The sequence below is a fragment of the Caballeronia sp. SL2Y3 genome (genome assembly GCF_022879575.1).
GTDB lineage: Bacteria > Pseudomonadota > Gammaproteobacteria > Burkholderiales > Burkholderiaceae > Caballeronia.
Window position 1 is genome coordinate 1170412 of record NZ_CP084261.1, and the last position, 17227, is coordinate 1187638.

The window sequence follows — 17227 nt, forward strand, 5'->3', positions numbered from 1 at the left end:
CGTTCCAGCGTCATGAACCTGAAAGCCAAGATTGTTGTGCTGGCGATCGTGCCGTTCGCGCTCGCCATCGGCGGTATCGAATATGGCGTGCGCCATCAGGCGACCTCGCTCGCCCGCGCGCAGCACGCGACGCTGCAAACGGCGTACATGTCGAGCAAGGAAGTCGAGTTGCGGCATTACGTCGAACTCGCGCAGAGCGCCATCGCGCCATATTACGACGCGCCGCCCGGCGATCGGCGCAGCGACGACGAACGCCGCCGTCTCGCGCTCGATACGCTGCATCGTCTGGACTTCGGGCCGGACGGCTATTTTTTCGTCTACACGATGCGCGGCAAATCGCTGATGCATCCACGCCAGCCGGATCTCGTCGGGCGAGACTTGTGGACCATGCGCGATCCGGCGGGCGAACTCACCATCCAGCAGTTGATCCGGGAAGCGTCCAAGGGCGGCGGCTACGTGCGCTATGTGTGGCAGCGGCCGTCCACGGGCCAGCTCGCGCCGAAGCTCGGCTACGTGGTGCCGCTCGAACGCTGGGGCTGGATGATCGGCACCGGCATTTATCTGGAGGATGTCGAGACGGCGCTCACGCGCATCGACGGTCAGGCGGCCGCGAACATCGACAGAACGGTGATGTGGATCGGCGGCATCGCGCTGGCGGCGCTCGGCGTCATCGCGCTGTGCGGCGCGGTGCTCAATATCAGCGAGCATCGCAGCGCGGACGCCAAGTTGAAGCGCCTCGCGCGGCAGGTGGTCGAATCGCAGGAACACGAGCGGGCGCGGCTCTCGCGCGAATTGCACGACGGCATCAGTCAGATGCTGGTGTCCGTCAAGCTGCTGCTGGAATCGGCGCTCGCGCGCTTCGAACGGTCGCCCACGCGCGAAACCGCCGCCGAGGCGGCGCTCGCCACCGGTCTCGGGCGTCTCGCGGCGACCTTGCGCGAAGTTCGTCGCATCTCGCACGCGCTGCGCCCCACGATGCTCGACGACCTCGGCCTCGCCGCCGCGCTGGAGCAGCTTGCCCGCGAGATGGACGGGCAGGACGGCATCGAAGTACGCTTCGAACGGACGGCGGACGGCAAGCCGTCCGCGTTGCCCGATCCGGTGAACACCGTGCTGTTTCGCATCGCACAGGAAGCGCTGAACAACATCGCGCGACACGCGCACGCGAGCCGGGCGACGCTCGCGCTCGATGTCGCGCCGAACGGCGTGCGGCTCGTCGTCAGCGACAACGGCCGCGGTTTCGATGCGCAGTCCGTACTGGCCGATCCGGCGAGCGGCCTCGGCCTGCGCAACATGCGCGAGCGGCTGGACACGCTCGGCGGCACGCTTTCCATTCAGTCGCAACTGGGCCGCACGTCGATCACGGCGCATGTGCCGTTGCCGCTCTCCGCCCCGAATCTGCAAGGACTTTCCGATGACGCCTGAACCCGCCCGCCTGTTGCTCGTCGACGATCATCCGCTCGTGCGCGACGGCCTGCGCGCACGGCTCGAAGCCGTCCCGCGTCTCACTGTCACCGGCGAAGCGGGCAACGGGCACGAGGCGCTCGCGCTCGCCGCCGACGAAGCCACGCGTCCCGATCTCGTGCTGATGGACGTCGGCATGGCGGGCATGAGCGGCATCGAACTGGCCGCGCTTTTTCACGAGCGCTTCCCCGCTATCCGCGTGCTGATGCTCTCGATGCACGACAACGTGGAGTACGTGACGCAGGCCGTGCGCGCCGGCGCGAGCGGCTACGTGCTCAAGGATTCGCCCGCCGCCGAGATCATTCAGGCGATCGACGCGGTGCTCGCCGGCAAGACCTTCTTCAGCGCGGGGCTCGCGGCCCGCATGATTCAGGCGCAGGCCATGCAAACGCCGCTGGAACGTCTGACGCCGCGCGAACGCGACATTCTCGATGCGCTCGCGCAGGGCTTGTCGAGCAAGCAGATCGCAACGCAGCATGGCTTGTCGGTGCGCACGGTGGAGACGCACCGGCTGAATCTGAAGCGCAAGCTCGCCATCGACGGACAGGCGGAACTGATCAAGTTCGCCGTGGAGAACCGGCGCGGCTAGGTCAGCCGGCCGAACGCGCGTTATGCTCGGCCAGGTATTTAATGAGGCCGTCCACGCCCCCCTTCTGAAGCTGCCCGGCGAACTGCTGCTGATAGACCTGGATGAGCCACGCGCCCATCATGTCGATGTCGTAGATTTTCCAGCCCTGCGCCGTCTTGCCGAGGCGATAGCGCACCGGGTTGTCGCCGCCCGTCGAGACCACGTGCGATTCCACCACGGCGTCTTTCGCGCTCGCGTCGACGTTCGGCGGGTCGAAGCGGAACGTCACGTCCTGGTCGCGCAGTTGCGCGAGCGACGCCGCGTAGGTATGCACGAGCAGCGTCTGGAACTGGTCGTAAAGCTGCTTTTGCTGCTCGGGCGTGGCGCTGGCCCACGCCTTGCCCAGTGCAATGCGCGTGGTGCGCTGAAAGTCCGTGGCGGGCAGGAAGCGCGCTTGCACGAGTTGCGTGATCTTCGCCATGTCGCCGCCGCGCGCTTGCGGGTCGGCCTTCATCGCGTTGACAGTGCCTTCGACAGCACTTTTGACGACGGCCTCCGGGCTCGTTTGGGCGACCGCCGCGCCGGAAAACGACAGCGTGGCGAGGAGAAAAGCGAAGCAGACAGACAGATAGCGTTTCATGGCACCCGTTCTCTAATGATCCAATTGTTCGGCGCGGACTCGTCAGGCCGTCGAGCCAGTATATCGACAGACCAGCGGGCCGACAGTTCACCGCCGTCTCGACCGCGCCGTCTCCACCGGTATACTTGCGCGGCATCACCGCCGTCGTTGGACTCGCGGTTCAGCCGCCGAAGCGAAAGCCGGCGCGCTAACGCGGCAGCGTCATCACGCGGCTCGCACTATGCGGTCCGCGAAAATAACAGGTCACACCAGGTAGCGTCTTCATGCTGACGTCCAACATTACCCGCTTCGTCACGCTCGCCATTCGCCGGCCGGCGTGGATTATCGCCGCTTCGATTCTGCTCGGCATCCTCTCCACGATTTATGTCGTTCACCACTTCAAGATCAGCACCGACGTCAGCCAGCTGATCGAAAACGAACCGGAATGGGCTGCGCGCGGCGACGCCATCGAAAAAGCCTTTCCGCAGCGCGGCGCCACGCTGCTGATCGTCGTCGAAGCGCCCGCCGCCGAATTCGCCGATGCCGCCGCGAACGAACTCGCCGCCGCGCTCGCGAAGGAGCCGGACCGCTTCAAGTCGATCTCGCAGCCGGAAGGCGGCGAATTCTTCGCGCGCAACGGCCTGCTCTATCTGCCGACAAACAAGGTCGATCAGGTCACGAAGCAGCTCGTGCAGGCGCGCCCGCTCATCAACACGCTGGCGCACGACCCCACGCTCACGGGCCTCGCGCAGACGCTGAACACGACGCTCAATGTGCCGTTGATGCTCGGTCAGGTCAATCTCGGCCAAATGGCCAATCTGCTCGGCCGCAGCGCGACCGTGCTGGACCGCGTGCTGGCGAACCAGCCCGCCGCGTTTTCATGGCGCGATGTCGCCAGTCCGGGCGGCGACGGGCCCGGCCGCGCCTTTATCACCGTGTTGCCGCAACTCAATTTCAGCGCGCTGAAAGCGGCGGCCGGCACATCCGACGAAATCCGCGCGGTAGCCGCGAAGATCGGCCTCGACAAGAGATACGGCGCGACGCTGCATCTGACCGGCGCGCAACCGCTCGCCGACGAGGAATTCGCCTCCGTGCAGGACGGCGCGGCGCTCAACGGCGCCCTCACTTTCCTCGTCGTGCTGATGATTCTCTGGGTCGCGCTGCGCTCGAAGCGCATGATCCTCGCGGTGTTCATCACGCTCTTCGTCGGGCTCTCGGTGACGGCGGCGCTCGGCCTCATGATGGTCCATGCGCTCAACATGATCTCGGTGGCGTTCATGGTGCTGTTCGTCGGGCTCGGCGTGGACTTCGGCATTCAGTTCGGCGTGAAGTATCGGGAGGAGCGGCATCGGCACAAGCGGCTCGACGTCTCGCTCGCGGAAACCGCCCGGCATGTCGCCGTGCCGCTCACGCTCGCCGCGACCGCCACCGCCGCGAGCTTCTTCTCGTTCCTGCCGACGGCCTATCGCGGCGTGTCGGAACTCGGGCTGATCGCGGGCGTCGGCATGTTCGTCGCGTACGTGACCAACATGACGCTCTTGCCCGCGCTCATCAAAGTGTTCGCGCCGCCGGGCGAGCCGAAAGCGCCCGGTTTCCCGATGCTCGCGCCGGTCGACGAATTCCTCGACCGGAATCGCAAGCCGGTGCTGATCGGCACGCTCGTCGTCGTGATCGGCGCGCTGCCGCTGCTCACGCACTTGCGCTTCGACTTCAATCCGCTGCATCTCAAAGACCCGCGCACCGAGTCGATGGCGACGCTCATCTCGCTCAAGGACTCGCCCGAAGCCGCGGTGAACGACGTCGCCGTGCTCGCGCCGTCGCTGGCGGACGCGGACCGCATCGCGGCGAAGCTCGACAAGCTGCCCGAAGTGGAACGCGCGACCACGCTGTCGTCGCTCATTCCCGCTGATCAGCCGGCAAAGCTCAAGCTGATTCAGGCCGCCGCCGATCAACTGCTGCCCGCGCTGAATCAACCGGTGGCGTCGCCGGTGACTGACGCGGTGCGGGTCGCGACGCTCAGGCGGGTATCGAATCAGCTTTCGCTCGCCGCCGACGAGCATCCCGGCCAGGGCGCGCCCGAAGCGAAGCATTTGTCGGCGACGCTCGCGAAGCTCGCGCAAGCCGACGCCGCCACGCGCGACCGCGCCGAGCACGCGATGGCCGAGCCGCTGCGCCTCGCGCTCGCGCAGCTTCGCGCGCTGTTGCAGCCGACCGAAATCACCCGCGCGACGCTTCCGGCCGCGATGGTCGAGTCGTGGGTGACGCCGGGCGGTCAGGCGCTCGTGAACGTGTCGCCGAAAGCGCCTCCGGGCGTCGATCCGAGCGACGACACGCTGCTCGCGCACTTCGCGGACGCGGTGCAGCGCGTCGAGCCGAATGCCATCGGCGGACCGATTTCCGTGCGCCATTCGGCTCAGGTCATCATCGCCGCGTTCGAGCATGCCGCGTTGTATTCGCTCATCGCCATCACGGTGCTGCTGTGGCTCGCGCTGCGTCGTTTCGGCGACGTTCTGCGAACTTTGGTACCGTTGCTCGTTTCGGCGATCGTGACGCTGGAGTTGTGCGTCGTCTTCCGCATGCCGCTCAACTTCGCGAATATCATCGCGCTGCCGCTGATGCTGGGCGTCGGCGTCGCGTTCAAGATCTACTTCGTGATGGCGTGGCGGCAAGGGCAGACGCGCCTTCTCCAGTCGAGCCTCACGCACGCCGTGATGTTCAGCGCGGCCACCACCGCGACGGCTTTCGGCAGTCTCTGGTTCTCGCATCACCCCGGCACGTCGAGCATGGGGCGGCTGCTGGCGCTGTCGCTTCTGTGCACGCTGATCGGCGCCGTGGTGTTTCAGCCCGTGTTGATGGGCAAACCGCGCAAGGTGCGCGCGGCGGACCGCGCAAGGCTGCGCGCGAGCCAGCGGCATGACAATCTAAGAGGAATTGAAGAATGAGAATGGCTCCAGCGGCGCCTGCCGCTGCCGCGCTCCGCAAGCTGGCGACGAGTTTCGCCGTCGCGGGCGCGCTTTTGATGGCTGGGTGCGCGACGGGTCCGGACCGCAATCCGCACGATCCGCTCGAACCGATGAACCGGACCATCTTCAAGTTCAACGACACGGTCGACAATTACGTGGCGCGTCCGGTCGCGCAGTTCTACGTGGACTGGACGCCGAGCCCGTTCCGCACGGCGGTCAGCAACTTCTTCTCGAACCTGGGCGATTTCAGCAACTTCGCGAACAACCTGCTGCAACTGAAGATCACGGACGCCACGCAGGATTTGATGCGCATCGCGATGAATTCGGTGTTCGGCATCGGCGGGCTGATCGACATTGCATCGCCTGCGGGCTTGCCCAAGCATCATCAGGACTTCGGCCTGACGCTCGGCCATTACGGCGTGCCGTCGGGGCCGTATGTCGTGCTGCCGCTGCTCGGCCCGAGTTCGGTGCGCGATTCGACGACATGGCTCGTCGACTGGCGGGTGAATCCGGTCAGCTATGCGGACTCGGAGCTTCGCTGGCCGCTGTACGGCGTGAACTTCGTGAGCGCGCGCGCCGATTTGCTCGGGGCGACCGATCTGCTGTCGCAAGCCGCGCTGGACAAATACGCGTTCGTGCGCGATGCCTACACGCAGCGCCGCCAATATTTGCTGACGGGCGGTTCGTCGGCGTCGCTGCCCGACTACGGCGACGAAGGCGTGAGCGCGCCCGAAGGCGCGAGCGCGCCGGGCAGCAGCAGCGAGGAGCAAGGTCTGCCGAATTACGTCGATCCGGGCGCGGCGGCATCGCCTGCGGGTGGCGTGGGGCCGAAATCGCCGGCGCCGGGCGCGGGCGAGTCGAACACGACGCCGTCGCCGAGTTCGAGCAAGTCGCAGGGCCTGCCTCAGTACCAGGACCCGGCGGAAAGCAAGTAAGCCGCCGCGGCCAGTGCCGCAAAAGGAAACGGGCGCTCATGCGCCCGTTTCTGTCTCAGTGCGCCGCTTCGGCGGCTTCTTCGCGGCCGATGTCATCCGTCGATGCCTTCGGCGCTTCCACCGCGCGTTGGTCGCGCCCGTACGCTTCGAACAACTCGTCCGCATAGCGAATCTGCGTGCGGCCGTGCGGCGCCGGTTCGCCCTGTTCGTTCAGGTTGACGAACACCATCCTCTCGACGGTCAGAATGCTCTTGCGCGTGATCTTGTTGCGCACTTCCGCGCGCAGCGTGATCGACGTGCGTCCGAAATGCGTCGCCGTAATGCCCAGTTCAATGATGTCGCCCTGCCGCGCCGAACTGACGAAGTTGATCTCCGACATGAACTTGGTCACGACGCGCTGGTTGCCCAGCTGCGAGATGGCGTAGATGGCGGCTTCCTCGTCGATCCAGCGCAGCAGGCTGCCGCCGAACAACGTGCCGTTAGGATTGAGGTCTTCGGGCTTGACCCATTTGCGGGTGTGAAAATTCATGGTGCGCTTCCTCTTACGTTCCTGCGATGACCGCGTACTTCACGCAGCCAACCTAGGATTTTCCCTGATTATAACCAAGCTGAGGGTTAACCCGCAGAAAGCAAGACGGAGCGATAGCGGCTAGTCGAAAGACAGCGCCCGCGCTTTCTCCATTGCATGTCGCGCGTGGACGAGCGTCGCGCGGGCGGCGCGCGCATCGCCTGCGAGCCGCAGCAACACGCCGATCTGCGACGGCTGACGCGCCAGTTCGCGCAGGATCGGACCGATGGCAGTCGTGCCGTCATCGCGCAAGCCGGCGGTCGCGGCGGGCGGGAGCGTGCGCCACGCCGGATCGACCACCGCGCGGCACACCGCGAACGGCAAGCCGCGCGCCGTCGCGATGGCGCCCGCGATATGCGACTCCATATCGACGGCGAGCGCGCCCGTCGACGAATGCAGCGACCGCTTGTCGGACTCGCTCGTGACCGGCGCGGCGACGGCGGCCATCGGGCCGGAGCGTGTGATTCGCGCGAGCGGCGAGCCGCCGAAAGCCTCGACGATGCGCGCGGACCACGCGGCATCGGTCGGCAAGGTGCCGAACGGCCCCGACACGCTCTCTGCGACGATCAGCGTTCCGGGCTCCAGATCCGGCGCGAGCCCGCCCGCCGTGCCGAAGCTGATAATGCCCGAGCAGCCGCGCGCCACGGCATCGGACAACGCGCGTTCGAGCCAGTCGGCGCGCGCGGCGAACACGGCATCCACGCCGCGCCCGCGCACGATCTTCGCCTCGAAGGCCATGCCCGTCACCGCGACGACCGGCGCGCCGACCATAGGACGCGAAAGCGCGGCCGAGCGTGCGTCGCGCGCGTTCACATGCCCGCCGTCACGCGCGTTTCGCCTTCGCGCGTCAGGTTGCGGTAGCGCGCGAGCGCCCACAACGGGAAGAACTTGCGATAGCCGTGATAGCGCAGATAGAACACGCGCGGAAAGCCCGTCGCGGTGAAGCGCGTTTCGTCCCAGAGGCCGTGCGCCTGCTGCGTCCGGATCAGATACTCGATGCCTCGCGCGACCGCCGGATGTTCGACGAGCCCCGCCGCCATCAGCCCGAGCAGCGCCCACGCCGTCTGCGACGCCGTGCTCGGCGCCTGTTCGTAGCCGCGATAGTCGAGCTTGTAGCTCTCGCCGTCCTCGCCCCAGCCGCCGTCCGCGTTCTGAACGCCGATGAGCCATTCCGCGCCGCGCTTCATGCGCGAATCCGTTGGCGCGACGCCCGCCGCGTTGAGCGCGCAAAGCGCCGACCACGTGCCGTACACGTAGTTCATGCCCCAGCGCCCGTACCAGCTTCCGTCGCGCTCCTGATTTCTCACGATGTAGTCGAACGCGCGGCGCGCCGGCTCGCTGTTCGCGGCCGTTTCGCCGAGTTGCGCGAGCATCGAAAGACAGCGGGCGGATACGTCGACGGTCGGCGGATCGAGCAGCGCGCCGTGGTCCGAGAACGGGATGTTGTTCAGGTAATACTGCGTGTTTTCCGGTTCGAACGCGCCCCAGCCGCCGTCGCTGCTCTGCATGCCGACGACCCATTCGCGCGCGCGGGAAATCGCCTCGTCGAACATCGGGGTGCCGTTCTCGCGGCCCGCGCGTTCCATCGCCATCGCGACGACGGCGGTGTCGTCGACATCCGGATAGTGCGGGTTTGCGAACTGGAACGCCCAGCCGCCCGGCCGCACGTTCGGACGGCGCGAGATCCAGTCGCCGCGCACGTCGAGAATCTGCAACGGCCGCAGCCATTCGAGCCCGCGTGCGACGGCGGCGCGCGCCTTCGGCATGCCGGTTTCGAGCAACGCGTGCGCAGCGAGCGACGTGTCCCAAACGGGCGACAGACACGGCTGGCAGTACGCCTCGCCGTCGTCCGCTTCGTCGATGACGAGCAGCTTGTCGACCGACTTGCGCGCGATCGCGCGGTTCGGATGCTCGGGCGGATAGCCGAGCACGTCGTACATCATCACGGCGTTCGCCATGGCCGGGAAAATCGCGCCGAGGCCGTCTTCGCCGTTCAGCCGCTCGTCGACGAAGCGCACCGCCTCGGCGATCGCGCGCTCGCGGCCGGCTTTCGGGAAGGCGCTGTCGGTTGCGCGCAGCACGGTATCGACCATGCGGAAGAAGGTGAACCAGCCGCGGCTCTGATGCCCCGCGCGCTCCGGCATGCCGGTGTTCACGGGCGCGTCGGTGAAGACTTCGTCGATGCGCACGCCGCGCGGATTGCGCGCCACCGGCCGCTTCGCGTTCAGCACGAGCAGCGGCACGATCACCGTGCGCGCCCAGTACGACACCTTCGACAGGTGGAACGGAAACCACATCGGCAGCCGCATGATTTCGACGGGCATCATCGGCACCGCGCGCCACGACACCACGCCGAAGAGCGCCAGCAAAATGCGCGTGAAGACGTTCACCTTCTCCGCGCCGCCCGCCGCGAGAATCGCGCGGCGCGCGCGCTGCATGTGCTCGGCATCGGGCGAATCGCCGATCATCTTCAGCGCGAAGTACGCCTTCACGGTCGCGGAAACGTCCATCGCGCCGTCCGTGAAAAGCGGCCAGCCGCCGTCTTCGCGCTGAATGCGGCGCAGATAGCGGCCGATCTTCGCTTCCAGCTTGTCGTCAGCCGTCTCGCCGAGGTAATGGACGAGCAGCACGTATTCGGCGGGAATCGTTGCGTCGGCTTCGAGTTCGTAGAGCCAGTAGCCTTCGGGAAACTGCGCCGCGAGCAGCGCGTCCGTAGCGTGGGTGACGGCGTGGTCCAGCGCGGCATGCGACGCCGGCGCGCCCACGGCCGACAGGGATAAATCGTTCATCAGCGTTCCATCGATGGGTTCAACAGCGCGTCCGCGGCCTTCTGGCCGGAGCGGATCGCGCCTTCGATCGTCGCGGGGAGGTCCGTTGCCGTCCAGTCGCCCGCGAGCGTGAGATTGGGCCAGCGCGTGCGCGTCGCGGCCCGCAAGCCTTCCTGCGAGGGCACCGCCGCGAAGGTCGCGCGTTCTTCCGCGATGACCTGCCACGGCGGCATCGGCACGGGCGGCAGGCGCAGGGCTTTCGCCACGTCGCGCCAGACAGCCGCCGCGATGTCCTCGTGCGGCGTCGAAAGCAGCCGGTTCGCGCTGACGATGGTCGCCGTGAGCCGGCCATCGCCTGCACAGAGCCAGTCCGCCGCGCCGTTCACGAAGAACGTCAGCCGCTCGGCGCCGATCGAACCGATCGAACCGATCGGCGCATCCACCGCAAAGTGGACGGTGACGATCGCGCGGAATTCATCCGGCGCGACGACATCCGGCACCAGCGCGCGCGCCGCGTCGGGCGGCACGGCGAGCACGACGCCATCGCCCGGCCCGAGCGCGACAGGCTCGCCCGCGCCCTCGAAAGCGAGCGAGCTTACCCGTTCCTTCGAATCCGTGCCCGAAAAGCCGATGTTCGCCGCCCGCGCGCCGAGCCGGATGTCCGCGCCGCCGTACTGCAAGAGCCGCAGCGCGGGCTCGACGAACGCATGCGCCACGCCGTTCTTCGCGATGAGCGGCCGGCACGCCTGGCCGCCCGCCGCCAGCGTTTCGCGCAGCAGATGCGAGGCGACCGTCGCGCTCGCTTCCGCCGGGTCCGCGTTGAGCAGCGTGCGCAAGAGCGGCCGCGCGAGCCGATCCCACACGCGGCCGCGCGCGCGCATCGATTCCTCGACGGTGCGCCCCGGCTTGCCGAAAAAGAGCGGCAGCATGGGCAGATAGTCGGCGGGCTGCGTGCCGGGCAGACGCGCCTCCGCGTCGAAGATCCAGCGCGGCAAGCGTCCCGGCGTCATCCGGATGGTCCACGCCTGACCGCTCGCGGCATCGAAAAAAGGATAGTCGGGCTGCGTCGGGCCGGCGACGTTATCCGCGGAACTGATCGCGCGCAGAAAGCCGAGCGTGGCGTGATCGCCCGAGAGCAGCAGATGACAGCCGTTATCGACCGTCATGCCGAGTTTCGCGTCGAAGTACGAGCGGCTGCGGCCCCCGGCGCGGGCTGCCGATTCGTGGAGCACGACGCGCGCTCCGCGCCGCTGCGCCTGCACCGCGGCGGCGAGACCGGCGAGCCCGGCCCCGACGACGTGTACGGTCCGGGACATCAGAGAAGATTGCGCGCGACGATCCAGAGCAGGCGCGCACGCGGCGTGCGCACGCGCGTGCGCGGCAGGTCGAAGCCGCGTTTCAGGTTCGCCTCGAGCACGGCGCGATACGCGGCCGACATGATGCGCGGCGCGCGCACTTCGTGGCGCGGCGATGCCGCCATGATCGCGTCGGACTGCGCGTAGTGGCCTTTCGCGCGCTCGGCGAGCACCGCGCAGACGCGCGGCAGCCGCGCATCGCCCACGATCGCCGCCGGATTGCTCGTCGCGATGCCTTCGCGCGCCAGCAGTTCGCGCGGCAGATAGACGCGGCCGATGGCGGCGTCTTCGTCGATATCGCGCAGGATGTTGGTGAGTTGCAGCGCGCGCCCGAGGTGATGCGCGAGCCGCCGACCGGCGTCTTCCTGCATCCCGAAGATTCTCACCGACAGCCGCCCGACCGCGCTCGCGACACGGTCGCAATACAGGTCGAGCGTGGCTTCGTCGGGCGCGACGATGTCGCCGGCGGCGTCCATCGCCATGCCGTCGATCACGGCGTGAAAGTCGTCGCGAGAGAGATGGAAAGCGTGGATGTGGCGGGTGAGCGCTTCGAGGGAGCGCTTCGGCGCGCCGCGATAGCAGGCGTCGATGTCCTCGCGCCAGCCCTCCAGCGCGAGCGCGCGTTCGCGGCGCGGCAACGCGCCTTCGTCGGCGATATCGTCCACCGCGCGGCAGAAGGCGTAGATCTGGTACATCGCGTCCCGCTGCGCAGCCGGAAGGATGCGCATGGCGAGATAGAACGAACTGCCCGACGATGCCTTCGCGGCCTCGGTGGTGGATTCGTCGGCGATGATATTGGAAACGGCCAAGACGGACTCCGCTGTGGCGCCCCCAAGGGCAAATTAAGAGATCGGGCGCCGGTTCCGACGATCCCATCGAGCGCGCGGAACGACGTGGCGCTGAAGAGGGAATGACCGAAGGAGACGGCCGGCGCGCGCCGGCTGCGAACTGCGCCGGAAGCGGCTAGGAGTATACCAATGATTCGGCCCGATTGCGCCTTGCGGCGGCGCGCGCGGCCCCGATCAGGCGAAGCCGACCGAACGGTTGCGCCCTTCGCGCTTCGCCACGTACAGCGCGGCGTCGGCTTCGTTGATGAGCGCCTCGTACGACGACGTCACCTCGCGCCGCGCGCACGCCACGCCGACGCTCGCCGTCACCGGCACGCGCGCACCCTGCACGTCGATAGGCGTTTCGCAGATCGACTGGCGCACTTTCTCCGCGACGATCATCGCGTCGTCGAAGTTCGTGCACGGCAGAAGCAGCGCGAATTCCTCGCCGCCGAAGCGCCCGAATACGTCCTGCACGCGCACGGTCGCCGCGACCCGCTCGGCCATCACGCGCAACACCGTGTCGCCGACCAGATGGCCGAGTTCGTCGTTGATGCGCTTGAAGTGGTCGAGATCGAACAGCAGCATCGACAGATCGCCGCCGTAGCGCTGCCAGCGCGTGAATTCGTCGCGAATGCGCAGTTCGAAATAGCGCCGGTTCGCGATGCCGGTCAGGCCGTCGCGGTCGGCGAACTCCTGCAGCTTGGCGACGGCTTCGTCGCGGGCGCGCTGCATCATGCTCGCGTGCGTGGCATCGGAAATGGTCACGCAGACGGCGCGCACTTCGCGCTCGTGCGTGAGCGGCATGAACGTGCAGTCCTGCTGCATGAAGTCGACCCCGCCGGTAATCGGCCGGTCGTGATCGAACTTGAAGAGATACGGCCGCTGTTCCCACGAACTGAACGCGAAGCTGCCGAGTTGAAACACGCTTTCCACCTTGCGCGTGAGCCACACGCGCGGCAGTTCGGGAAAGCTCGCGAAAATCGACTTGCCCGTGACCTGCTCGGCCGTCTTGCCGCTGTGGTCCGCCATGAAGCGGTTCCACATGAGCACGTTCAGATCGCGGTCCAGCACGAAGATGCCGAAGCCCACGCGCTCGATCACCAGTTCGCTCAGCACATGGCGCAGTTCTTCCATATCGGCGCGGCGTCAGAAGCTGGAAAGCAGCGCGTCGAGCGCTTCGTTTACGTGCTGGATGGCGTCTTCGGCCATCAGCATCACCAGATGCGCGCGGAAGCTGTGATCCTCCAGCGCGAAGTTGACTTCGAGCAGAAGCGCCGTTTTCCACGCGAGCATCGCGGGCTGGAAGACTTCTTCCAGCGCCAGTTCCGCGCCGAGCATGCCGGGCGGCGAGAAAATCGGCGCGCGGCCGAGCCGGTCCAGAATGCACGACACGCACGCGCCGATCAGCACCGTCGCCACGTCGAAGACGAGTTCCGTGCGCGTGGTCGCTTCGTAGGTGGACTTCGTGTACGGATCGTCGACGAGCGCGCAGAGGTCATCGACGCTGCCGCTCTTGCACAGCACGATCGCCTCGCCCTTGATGTCCGAGCGAAAGCCCTGGCGCACGGCGGTCACGGCGTCGGTGATGCCGGTCATCTCGCGCAACGCGGCGGACGCTTCCGACACGTTCACCACGCGCACGCGCGGCACCGACAGTTCGATGAACGTGCCGAGCAGCTTCGACAGGCGCGTGGCGGCCTGACCCATCGCCATGTTGGCGACTTCCTGCAGCGCGTCGCGCTGGTCTTCGTTGAGGGCGGGTTCAACCATGGAGACCGTACTCCTTCAAAACGGGACGCAGCGCTTCGGGCGTCACGGGCTTCGGCAGGAACGCAATGGCGCCGAGCGCGCGCACGCGTTCCTGCGCGAGCGGTTGCACGTCGGCGGAAACGACGATCACGAACGTGTTCAGGTCTTCGTGCTGAAGCGCGTCGAGGACCTGATAGCCGGTCATGTCCGGCATCGTCAGATCGAGAAACATGACGGATGCGCGGCCCGCGCGATACAACGCGAGCGCCTCGCGCCCATTCGTCGCGTAGGAGATGTCGACGTCCCAGTCCGCAGGCAGTGCGCGCGTCAACACCTTGCGCGCGAGCAGGGAATCATCGGCAATGACAATCGGCAAAGGCATGGTCGGTCGAATCGGTGTGCGTTCGTGGCTGACGGGAAGCACGGCCTACACGGCATGCTCTCGTATGCTTTTACGGCGCGGCTGCGGAGATCTTTAGGGAGACAGGGGGCGCGTTCGTCCCCGGCCGTTGATGGCGGGCGTGAGCGAATGAGACAGCGCCGAAGCGGCGCGGCTCTGCGGCGCGATGTAACGGTACGCGGCGAGCGCGCACCCGAGCGTCTGGTTCGGCGTCATGTTGCCTTGCCCCGTGCGTCGTCCGGGCGGCGAGCCGCGCCGGACCTTGGCCTTTTTGTTTTATTGCTCGCTCGCGCGGCGCGCCTAGCGAACTCTATGTATCCGACACCAGCTCTGAGGGCAGATTGATCGGACGATTGCATTGTCGGCCCCGATCCGCGCGAAAGCAACTCGCCGGCGCGCCGCTCGGGGAAACTGTTTCTCGTTTTATGCGGCGACTGAGAAGTCCTTTTTCCGTCTAACACGCGATCAGATACCCACTGCTTCGGTGCACGTTTGCGCTACGGATATTCTCGCTAAGTGAGCATCGCACGGGCGTGCTAGTTCGTCGGGGAGACATGAGGCGCCTTCGTAGTAGGCATGAAAGCTGCTTGCTTTACGCGATTACGCCCCGCGCGCCCCGTACGCCATTTGTCGAACGGGCGATCGCGCCAACGGTCGAGTAAAGTTTTCCACTTCGCTGCCAAAATGACGCTGCAACGTGAGGAGCACGACGCTGGGCCTGCCACAGCACCGCGGCAGGACGAACCCCCTTTTCCCGTCGTCCCCGAACGCAATTTCGCCGCGCAGCGCATGACGCTCTACGCGCTGTTGGTCGCCGCAGTCGTGCTTCCGTGCGTGTATGTCGCCATCACCGCGATATCCGACTACCGTGCTCGCGTGTCGAGCGCCTCCGAAGCAGTCGCCCGCAACGCGAGAATCGCGGAAGAGCACGCCCTCAAGGTTTTCGATCTCAACGTCACGCTGAACGAACGCATCGTCGATCTGCTCGACGATCTCGACGCGGACGCGATTCGCCACCAGGACGGCGTCGTCCACACGCGCCTGAGCCAGTTGATCGGCAGCTACCATCAGGTGGCTGCGGCCTCGGTGTTCGGTCCGGACGGCCAGTTGCTCGCCACGAGCCGCGCGTGGCCGACGCCTGATGTCACGGCGAGCGGGCGGGAGGACTTCGCCGGGGTGCGCGCCGACAGCCGGCTTGCGCAGATCTCGCGCCTCATGCTCGGCAAGATCGCCGGCGAGCGCGTGTTCAACACGGCCGTCGCGCGCAAGACGCCGGACGGACAATTCGCCGGCATGGTGTCGATTGCGCTGCGTCCGTCGTATTTCAACGACTTCTATCGCGAACTGCTCGGCGACAACTCGACCGTCTCGCTCGGTCTTGCCCGCGCCGACGGCGAAGTGCTCGCGTGGTATCCGGAGCGGCCGCCCAACCGGATGGCGCTTGCCGCGAGTTCGCCGTTGCGCGAGGCGTATCGCGCCGGCACGCACGACGGCGTGATGAAGATGGTCTCGGGGCTCGACAACGAGTTGAAGATCGTCGCGTTTCGGCGGGTCGGCGATTATCCGCTCTATGTGTCGAGCGGCTTTCCCGTCGAAACGATCTGGGCGCAGTGGTACCGGAATCTGTCCGTGCTCGCGCTGTCGATCCTCGCGCCGTGCATCGTGTTGTGGGGCGTGATCGGGCAGTCGCTGCGGCGGCTCGCCAAAGAGGAAGAAGCGTGGGAACGCTGGCAGGCCGAGGCGTCGATGCGCCGCTCCATCGAATCCGCGTACCGGCAGGCGCGCAAGATGGAGGCGCTCGGCAATCTCGTCGGCAGCGTCGCGCACGACTTCAACAATCTGCTCATGATCGTGTCCACGAACGTGCAGATTGCGCGGCGGCGCGGCCCCATCGGGCTCGATCGCGAACTGACCGCGATAGAGCGCGCGTTGAAGAACGGCCAGTCGCTCACGCGGCAGTTGCTCGGCGTCGCGCGCAAGCAGCCGTTGCGCAGCGAGGTCATCGCCATCGGCAAGTGGGTGTCGACGGAGCGCGAACTGCTGCGCGCGTCGCTCGGAGCGAAGGTCGCGCTGCACTCGGAGGTCGCGGCGGACGTGTGGAAGATTCGCGTCGACCCGGCCGAGCTGGAACTCGCGCTCATCAACGTGGCCGTGAACGCGCGCGACGCGATGCCGAACGGCGGCACCTTCACCGTGCGCGCGGACAACGTGCGCTTTCGCCACGAGGACGGCTTTCCGCTCATCGGCGAATTCGTGCAGATTTCGCTGGAAGACACGGGTGTCGGCATGAGCGCGGACGTGCTCGCCCGCGCGTTCGAGCCGCTTTTCACGACGAAGCCGAAGGGCATGGGCACCGGGCTCGGCCTGCCGCAGGTGTTCGCGTTCTGCGAGCGTGCGGGCGGGCTCGCCACCATCGACAGCGCCATCGGCGCGGGCACCTCCGTGCGTCTCTATCTGCCGCAGGCGACGGCGACCGATGCGCCCCACGCGGAACCGGAACAGGCGGCCGCGACGGCGCAAGAGGCGGACGGCTTGCGCGTGCTGCTCGTCGAAGACAACGAGGAAGTCGCCGCCGGCACCGAGGCGCTGCTCACGATGATGGGCCATCGCGTGACGTACGCGTTCAACGCCGATACCGCGATGACGCTGCTGGAAGCGGCGCGGGAGAACATGGCGGTCTCGGGCTTCCCGTTCGATGTCGTGCTCTCGGACATTCACATGCCCGGGCAACTCAACGGCATCGATCTCGCTGAACGCATGCAGCGATTCGAGCCGCGCATTCCGGTCATTCTCGTCACCGGCTATGCCGAAGAACTCGACCGCGCGCGCCAGGTCGATGCGCGCGTGCTCGCCAAGCCCTTCGACATCGCGCTGCTGGATACGCTCTTGCGCGGCATCCGCGAGAAACACGCCGCGCGTTCCGAAGACCGCTGACGCACCCCGGCATGACTGTTGCGTGAGCAAACGCATGTGCGGCAACCCGGCGTTGCCGATCCGCGGATTCCGCT

Annotated in this window: 14 protein-coding genes; 5 read left to right on the top strand and 9 right to left on the bottom strand. The window is 66.9% G+C overall.

Annotated elements, in window-relative coordinates; translation table 11 throughout:
- Positions 1-12 precede the first annotated feature (12 nt).
- Together LDZ26_RS18765 and LDZ26_RS18770 are read left to right on the top strand one after the other, a co-directional pair.
- Positions 13-1425, top strand: a complete 1413-nt coding sequence (locus LDZ26_RS18765; RefSeq protein ID WP_244849636.1) for a cache domain-containing protein — start codon at positions 13-15, stop codon at positions 1423-1425.
- Entirely contained in the window at positions 1415-2053 is a 639-nt protein-coding gene (locus tag LDZ26_RS18770; RefSeq protein WP_244849637.1) for a response regulator transcription factor, read from the top strand. Before LDZ26_RS18765 ends, LDZ26_RS18770 begins: the two co-directional genes overlap by 11 nt.
- A 1-nt stretch (position 2054) precedes the next feature.
- Here LDZ26_RS18770 and LDZ26_RS18775 read toward each other — a convergent pair whose 3' ends face one another.
- Positions 2055-2672: a phospholipid-binding protein MlaC gene (locus LDZ26_RS18775; RefSeq protein ID WP_244849638.1), complete on the bottom strand. Its 618-nt coding sequence runs from the start codon at positions 2670-2672 to the stop codon at positions 2055-2057.
- Between the two features lie 263 nt (positions 2673-2935).
- Between LDZ26_RS18775 and LDZ26_RS18780 the strand changes: the two genes are divergently transcribed.
- Both LDZ26_RS18780 and LDZ26_RS18785 read left to right on the top strand, forming a co-directional pair.
- Positions 2936-5593 carry an MMPL family transporter gene (locus LDZ26_RS18780; protein WP_244849639.1) on the top strand — a complete coding sequence of 886 codons (2658 nt, stop codon included), beginning with the start codon at positions 2936-2938 and terminating at the stop codon, positions 5591-5593.
- On the top strand, positions 5590-6549 hold the full coding sequence (locus LDZ26_RS18785) for a VacJ family lipoprotein (RefSeq protein WP_370650709.1): 960 nt from the start codon (positions 5590-5592) through the stop codon (positions 6547-6549). Before LDZ26_RS18780 ends, LDZ26_RS18785 begins: the two co-directional genes overlap by 4 nt.
- A gap of 55 nt (positions 6550-6604) precedes the next feature.
- Here LDZ26_RS18785 and LDZ26_RS18790 read toward each other — a convergent pair whose 3' ends face one another.
- From LDZ26_RS18790 to LDZ26_RS18825, 8 genes are all read right to left on the bottom strand, one after another.
- Positions 6605-7078: an acyl-CoA thioesterase gene (locus LDZ26_RS18790; protein WP_244849640.1), complete on the bottom strand. Its 474-nt coding sequence runs from the start codon at positions 7076-7078 to the stop codon at positions 6605-6607.
- 120 nt (positions 7079-7198) lie between these two features.
- Positions 7199-7888, bottom strand: a complete 690-nt coding sequence (locus LDZ26_RS18795) for a phosphorylase (protein ID WP_244850331.1) — start codon at positions 7886-7888, stop codon at positions 7199-7201.
- Between the two features lie 38 nt (positions 7889-7926).
- Positions 7927-9906: a squalene--hopene cyclase gene (gene shc / locus LDZ26_RS18800; protein WP_244849641.1), complete on the bottom strand. Its 1980-nt coding sequence runs from the start codon at positions 9904-9906 to the stop codon at positions 7927-7929.
- Positions 9906-11201 (bottom strand): hydroxysqualene dehydroxylase HpnE, encoded by a 1296-nt coding sequence (gene hpnE / locus LDZ26_RS18805; protein WP_244849642.1) that lies wholly within the window; start codon positions 11199-11201, stop codon positions 9906-9908. Before hpnE ends, shc begins: the two co-directional genes overlap by 1 nt.
- Positions 11201-12049 carry a presqualene diphosphate synthase HpnD gene (hpnD, locus tag LDZ26_RS18810; RefSeq protein ID WP_175940772.1) on the bottom strand — a complete coding sequence of 283 codons (849 nt, stop codon included), beginning with the start codon at positions 12047-12049 and terminating at the stop codon, positions 11201-11203. The genes hpnE and hpnD overlap by 1 nt, the downstream gene beginning before the upstream one ends.
- Positions 12050-12262: 213 nt before the next feature.
- Positions 12263-13204 (bottom strand): GGDEF domain-containing protein, encoded by a 942-nt coding sequence (locus LDZ26_RS18815; protein WP_244849643.1) that lies wholly within the window; start codon positions 13202-13204, stop codon positions 12263-12265.
- Positions 13205-13216: 12 nt separating this feature from the next.
- On the bottom strand, positions 13217-13840 hold the full coding sequence (locus tag LDZ26_RS18820) for a chemotaxis protein CheC (RefSeq protein WP_244849644.1): 624 nt from the start codon (positions 13838-13840) through the stop codon (positions 13217-13219).
- On the bottom strand, positions 13833-14201 hold the full coding sequence (locus tag LDZ26_RS18825; RefSeq protein ID WP_244849645.1) for a response regulator: 369 nt from the start codon (positions 14199-14201) through the stop codon (positions 13833-13835). The genes LDZ26_RS18820 and LDZ26_RS18825 overlap by 8 nt, the downstream gene beginning before the upstream one ends.
- A gap of 702 nt (positions 14202-14903) precedes the next feature.
- On the opposite strand from LDZ26_RS18825, the gene LDZ26_RS18830 reads away from it, so the two are divergent.
- Positions 14904-17153: a hybrid sensor histidine kinase/response regulator gene (locus LDZ26_RS18830; RefSeq protein ID WP_244849646.1), complete on the top strand. Its 2250-nt coding sequence runs from the start codon at positions 14904-14906 to the stop codon at positions 17151-17153.
- The last annotated feature ends 74 nt before the right edge of the window (positions 17154-17227 follow it).